Genomic DNA, 5,643 nt, shown 5'->3' on the forward strand with positions numbered 1-5,643 from the left:
GGGAGAGCGCTTCCCTGACACGGAAGAGGTCACTGGTTCAATCCCAGTATCGCGCACCAGAGTTTTTGCAGGCTAAAGGCTGTGCCTAGTCTATCTAGATGATCGCCGCGCAATATACGCGCAACTTGGGCTCGCCAAACGACCGCTGCGGCGCTTGGATGACGCCCGCGCCGTTGGCGCTACGGTCGACATCGTGCTTAACGAGACCTGGCGGACGATGACCGGTCCCCGTGAACTGGTCCACGGCTAGCGAGAGTCGTTTGATCAGTGCGGAATTTAGCTTAGCGGGCCAGCTGCCTGAGACAGGCTTGAGGACCATCGACCGTGATGTCTGGTCTTGACGAGGCCGCTATTTCGGGCTGTTCAGGGCTTCGATGAGTGTGTCGGCGGCCAAGATTCCGAGGCTGTTGGAGGCTAAGGGGCTATCGCCGGTGAGGAGCTGGCGGTCTTTATGGACTTTGCCAGTCATGTCGTCGTTGACGATGGTCAAGCCTTGCTTGTCGAGTAGGTCGGCGACTAGCCACTGCAAATGCCCTGGGAGATAACCAATGTCGATGTTGGGTCCTTGATCGAGGGCGTCGGGAAATACGCAGACCGAATATCCCTTGAATGGGGACTCTTTGCCGTCGTGGCCGACTGACAGTAGTGCGGCCGGGCCGTGACACAAGGTGATGATGAATTTGTCGTTGGCCAGTGCCCATTGGAGGGTTTGGGCCACTGACTCGGCGGCCGGTAATCCGACCACTGCCCCGTGGCCTCCGGGGATGAATACCGCGAGGTAGTCCGAATCCGCGCCTAGGTCATTGGCGACGACGTCGGCGAGTTTCTTGGGTTGCTTGAGCTGGGGTTTGAGTGCTTCGTAGGTCTCCAGGACAGCCTGGTCCTTGTTGGGCATGGCCCATAGTTCCAGCTTGACCGGATAACCAGCCACGGTGGCGACGTCGACGTCGAAGCCTGCGGCCATCAGGTGGTGGAGGGGAAGCAGCATCTCGACGGGGTGGTTGCCGGTGGAGAACATCTTGCCGTTGGTACAGAGCACATAGCGTTCTTCGGCGGCGATCATGAGGATTTTCCACCGACCTTCGGTATAGGCGCCTTGATGCTCGACGCCGGCGAAATCGGTTTTGGGCTGGGTGTATTGGCTCAGCGAGTAGGGCGAGGGGAAGAACGCGTTGTTCTCGGCGGGGTCGGGGGTTGGGGATTTGCTGAGGTTGGCGTCATCACTCACGAGGTAACTACCCTTTCATCCAATAACATGTGCCGCCAATCATATGTTCAACATATGTGTTGGCAAGCAATAGGTTAGGGACCTGCGGGTTTAGTTGGTTCGGCCAGGGGGCGGGTGCACGTAAAGTTTTCGGTGTGGGCGACTCGAACGCGCTGGCCGAGGAAGACGAGATATGCGAGCTCGGCTGGGCCCTTGGGATGCTCGCGCGGGACTACCGAGTGCACGTCGAGACCGAACTGCGCGATTTTCCCCGGGGAAGCCGCGGGTACCAGCTTCTTTACACCGTCGTGCGCAAACGGATCCGCACACAGGTTGAACTCGCCGACTACCTGGGCATCGACCGGTCCGTAATGCCCTACGTGATCGATGACCTCGTCGATGCGGGCCTCGTCGATCGCACCCCTGATCCCTCAGATCGACGCGTCCGCACAATCGTTGCAACCAAAAGGGGATTGCAAACCTTGCGGGAGTTGGAGGCGAGCATGGCTGCCGCCGAGGCGACCTTTCTTGAGGCACTTAGCGCCCCGCAGCAGCACGAATTCCGCAAGCTGCTAAGCCAGGTCGCCCGTCAGTCACGTCTACATGTCCGTGATGCCAAATCTCGCGACCAAGATCCGGACGCGTGAACCCCGGGGATGCCCGGACTGCCTTAACCCAACGAATGGTTCAAAGTCCCACTCCGATCTCTCCTCTCGGGCCTCGCGCGATCACCCGCTCAACCGGTGGGTGCAGGCAACCGCATAGCGGGCTGGGGGTAGGTAGCCCAGCGATGAGTGGCGACGGCGCTGGTTGTAGTCGTGTTTCCAGTCGCTGATGATGATGCGGGCTTGGGCCAGCGACCAGAAGCTGTTGATGTTGAGGCATTCGTCGCGGATACGGGAGTTGAACGATTCGACGTAGCCGTTGCGCCAGGGCTCGCCGGGTGGGATGAAATGCAGTCCAACCTGACCGTCCGCCCACGCGGCCATTGCACTGCAAGCCAATTCGGGTCCGTTGTCGCAACGCAGGACCCCGGGATGGGCGCCGCGTTGTGCGGCCACGCGGTCTAGTTCGTCGATAAGGTGCTCGCCGGTGATGCTGCGTTCAACCATCCCGCCGAGACATTCTCGGGTGTGCTCGTCGATGATCGAGGCGATCTTGATCGGCCGCCCGTCGGTGGTGACGTCGAACTGGAAGTCCACCGCCCACACCCGGTCGGGCGCATCAGCGGCCACGTCGGGCGGCGCGGTGGAGGTGCCGTGGCGTTTACGTTTTCGGCGCTGCGGCACCCGCAGTCCTTCCTCACGCCAAAGGCGTTGAATCGTCTTGTGATTCACTGCCCAACCTTCACCTCGGACGTCGTGGTAAGCCGGCCTGAAGCCGCGGCAGGGATGATCCTTGGCGTAGGTCCGCAGCCAGCACCGCAGTGCAGCATCCGGATCAGCGGGTGTCGCCGCGGTGGGTTCGTCCCGCTGGGTGGCGCGGTGTTGCCCGGTCACGCGGCAGGCGAATCGCTCACTAACCCCCAGCACGCGCTGCAGGTGACGAACGGCCGCACGCCGCCGTTCCGGGCCTAGAAGTTTCCCCGGGCGATCTCCTTGAGCGCAACTTTCTCCAACTCGGCATCGGCCCGAAGGCGTTTCAGGGTGGCGTTTTCACGTTCGAGGTCCATGAGGCGTTTGGCGTCCTCAGCCTTGAGGCCACCGAACTGGTTACGCCACCGGTGATAGGTGGCCTCAGAGACCCCGAGCTCGCGGCACACCGCTGCGGTGTCCTTACCCCCGGCCAACAGCCGATCGGCCGCCATCAGCTTGCGTACAACTTGCTCGGGACTGTGCCGTTCCTCGTCATGATGGTGTCCAGCCTTACTGCCCAGTACCTGGGCCGCAAGACTCTCACCAGCTATGGATCAACCGATCGGGGTCAGGCCACTCCCTTTAGACCCCTGGTATTGGCTGCAACGTACAACTGATTCTTCGTACAGCCGACAGCTCGCCCGGCCTCACGCACAGCGGCAGCCTCTACCCTGTTGTGCCCTTGCGTGCGTAGCTCAGCGAGGTAGCCATCGAACCATTTCTGGCATGAAATCATCGGCGTGGGCGTTCCGTGTGACCTGTGCGTTTCCATACTTAGAACAGGACAGTCGGAGTGAGCGACGGTGCGAAGCCAGAGTGATCGCAGGTCGGCGGGCCGTAGGGATTGCAGGCCGCCCCTGCCCAATCCCCTGCAGTGCAACCGAGTTTCGAACAATTAGACGATCGGCCGGACCAGATCAGCGGAATAGATATTCCCCATGCAGACGGTGTCCTACCGCGCGGCCAACTGATCGTTGATGTTGCTCCATTGACCTTCGCCCTTGTGGTTGCCCATGTTTCGGCATTGGCCGTCGAGGATGATCTGCCCGTAAGCGTGGTCGGACGGCATGTAGCTGATGCTGGCGGCTACGCCGTCTTTATTGAGCGTTGCGCCGTGGTAGTGCTGGCCGGCTGGTGCTCCGTCGTTCCAGCCGTGCGCGATCATCGCTGCTCGTACTTGCTGGAAATATGCATCGGGGTCGCCATGGATCAGGAAGCTGAGCGTGACGGTGCCCTGAAACGGCGGGTCTCCCTGGTCGTTGCAGGAGGCGAAGGAGAACGCCCCGCTGACTCCCTCCAGGTTGGCGGCGACGACGATTTGTTTGGCGGGCTCGATCACCTGGGCCTTGGTCTGATCGTCGCTCATCGGGTGGGCCGTGTCTTCATACGGATTAGTCGATCCGGCGGCGTGTGGTTTGTGTTGCACTGGCGCGCATCCTCCTAACAACATGGCGACGACCACGACCGACATAAGCAGTGCTTGGCGCAACGGCACGCGTTGTTCCTTAATGGTGGTGTTGGGCATCGAAGACATGATTGTCGGTGACAGATCCTGGCGACCGGTCCCACTCCGGGTCAACGACGGCCGGCGTGTGTGGGCCGATGGTGACCGGTGGTAGCCCCGGAATCCTGACTTGCACGCCGCCCAGCGAATGCCGGTGGTCGGCGGTCATGCCGTCGGCTTGGAGCTGGTCACCGTGGCCGGAGACGATATCGGCCATGCCGTATAGAGCTTCGCTGCCGCGATGGTAGTAGTAGGAGTGGTCGTGGGGGTTGATGCCATCGGAGCCGGGCACTTCGGCGCGGAATCGGACCGATCCAAACCCGTCGACGGCAGGGTCTCCGCCGAGGCTGGGGTTGTTTCCGAAGAAGTTGGGGCCGAATATTTGCTTGCTCGCGCCATCGAGATGACCGAGCATGCCGACCGGATCGGTGGAGGCGTCTCCCACAAACACGTGTCCGCCGTCCAGGTGAAAACTAGCGGCGCTGGTGGCACGGTCGGTTCCCGGACAGCCCAGCAGCACAGCGTCATTGGCGTGCATGTTGTGCATGGCAAAAGCGTCCGCGACCGTGGTCGAACCATAGGAGTGGCCCAGCACGGTGACATGCTGTCCTGCCCCGAGGTGTGTCGACCAAAGACCGTTGACGTCCTGCGCCAGCGCCGCACTGCCTGTGCGGGCCAGCTCTGGGGTGGAGATGCGCACCACGTCGTCGAATCCGTTGGGGGCGTCGTAGCCCATCCACGCGATGACCGCCGTCGGGTTATGGGGGTCGGCGGCGTTGGCCTGTTCGAACAGATTGATCGCGTCGTTGTGGCCGTCGTGTAACCAGCCCCCTTTGACGCTGCTGCTGGTGCCCGGCACGATCACTGCGGTGTTCTTCGCGGTGTCCGGGTTGCCGATCGCAATCGCGGCACGGCCCTTGCCGCCGAATGCCATTGGGTCATAAGCGAATAGGTAGACCGGGTTCGGGTGCAGCGGGTCTCCGGCGTCATGGTCGAGGCCCAGCTTGGTCTCGTTGGCATTCTGGTAGCGAGTGACGTCCGTGGCCGACAGACCGAATTTCGCGGGGTCGCGAAGCACGTCGTCCACCGAGACACCGTTGCGGCTCGCGATGCCACGTACCCGGTCGAGGTCTTGGTTCATCACCGTGAGGTTGGCGTCATTGCGGGCCAGAATGGGGACGCCGTTGAGGTTGCCGATTTGGTCGGGATGCTCGGCCATGAATTGCTGGCGCTGCTGGGGGGTCAGTGACGTCCACCAGCGATTCACATCATCGGGATTGGTGCTCGGCGGGGGGATCTGGTTGTCGGCGTCGACCGGCTGCAGGATGTTCGGGTCGTAGCCGTCGGTGCGCAGATTGCCCAGACAGTTCTGCAACGTGGCCGAGTAGCCGTCGCGGACCGCCTGCAGATCGTGAAGGGCGTCCCGGACATCATCGGCGGCATCGGCTTTCGCATCATCGATCAATTTCTTCAGAAAGGCCTCGGTCTTCGCGTCGGGGTGGCCATGCTGCAGATCGTGCTCCGCGGCGTCGATGATGTTGTCGAGCCCTTGCAACTCGTGTTCCAACGTGGCGATC

5 protein-coding genes are annotated in these 5,643 nt (G+C 61.9%); 1 reads left to right on the forward strand and 4 read right to left on the reverse strand.

What is annotated here, in order from left to right:
* Nucleotides 1–349: 349 nt before the first annotated feature.
* Nucleotides 350–1,228, reverse strand: a complete 879-nt coding sequence (gene hchA, locus A5646_RS01255) for a glyoxalase III HchA (RefSeq protein WP_067019290.1) — start codon at nt 1,226–1,228, stop codon at nt 350–352.
* A 134-nt stretch (nt 1,229–1,362) separates the two neighbouring features.
* Here hchA and A5646_RS01260 point away from each other — a divergent pair, with 134 nt between their 5' ends.
* Nucleotides 1,363–1,854 carry a MarR family winged helix-turn-helix transcriptional regulator gene (locus tag A5646_RS01260; protein ID WP_067019292.1) on the forward strand — a complete coding sequence of 164 codons (492 nt, stop codon included), beginning with the start codon at nt 1,363–1,365 and terminating at the stop codon, nt 1,852–1,854.
* An 81-nt stretch (nt 1,855–1,935) separates the two neighbouring features.
* On the opposite strand, the gene A5646_RS01265 is transcribed toward A5646_RS01260, so the two are convergent.
* The 3 genes from A5646_RS01265 to A5646_RS01280 form a co-directional block, all read right to left on the reverse strand.
* Nucleotides 1,936–3,014, reverse strand: a protein-coding gene (locus A5646_RS01265; RefSeq protein ID WP_231998205.1) for an IS3 family transposase whose coding sequence is annotated in 2 segments (ribosomal slippage) — nt 1,936–2,795 and nt 2,795–3,014 — 1,080 coding nt in all. Because the reading frame shifts where the segments join, the coding sequence is not laid out codon by codon here.
* Nucleotides 3,015–3,514: 500 nt separating this feature from the next.
* Nucleotides 3,515–4,087: a hypothetical protein gene (locus A5646_RS01275; protein ID WP_067019297.1), complete on the reverse strand. Its 573-nt coding sequence runs from the start codon at nt 4,085–4,087 to the stop codon at nt 3,515–3,517.
* A partial coding sequence (locus tag A5646_RS01280) for an alpha/beta hydrolase (RefSeq protein ID WP_067019300.1) occupies nt 4,068–5,643 on the reverse strand: 1,576 nt, incomplete at its 5' end. The genes A5646_RS01280 and A5646_RS01275, both read right to left, overlap by 20 nt.

It is taken from the genome of Mycobacterium sp. 1245499.0 (assembly GCF_001673615.1).
In the GTDB taxonomy this organism is placed as follows: domain Bacteria; phylum Actinomycetota; class Actinomycetes; order Mycobacteriales; family Mycobacteriaceae; genus Mycobacterium; species Mycobacterium europaeum_A.

What these genes read in the sequence shown, in the direction of transcription:
- A5646_RS01275 (WP_067019297.1), bottom strand. Translation starts at nt 4,087, where the DNA reads ATGCCCAACACCACCATTAAGGAACAACGCGTGCCGTTGCGCCAAGCA.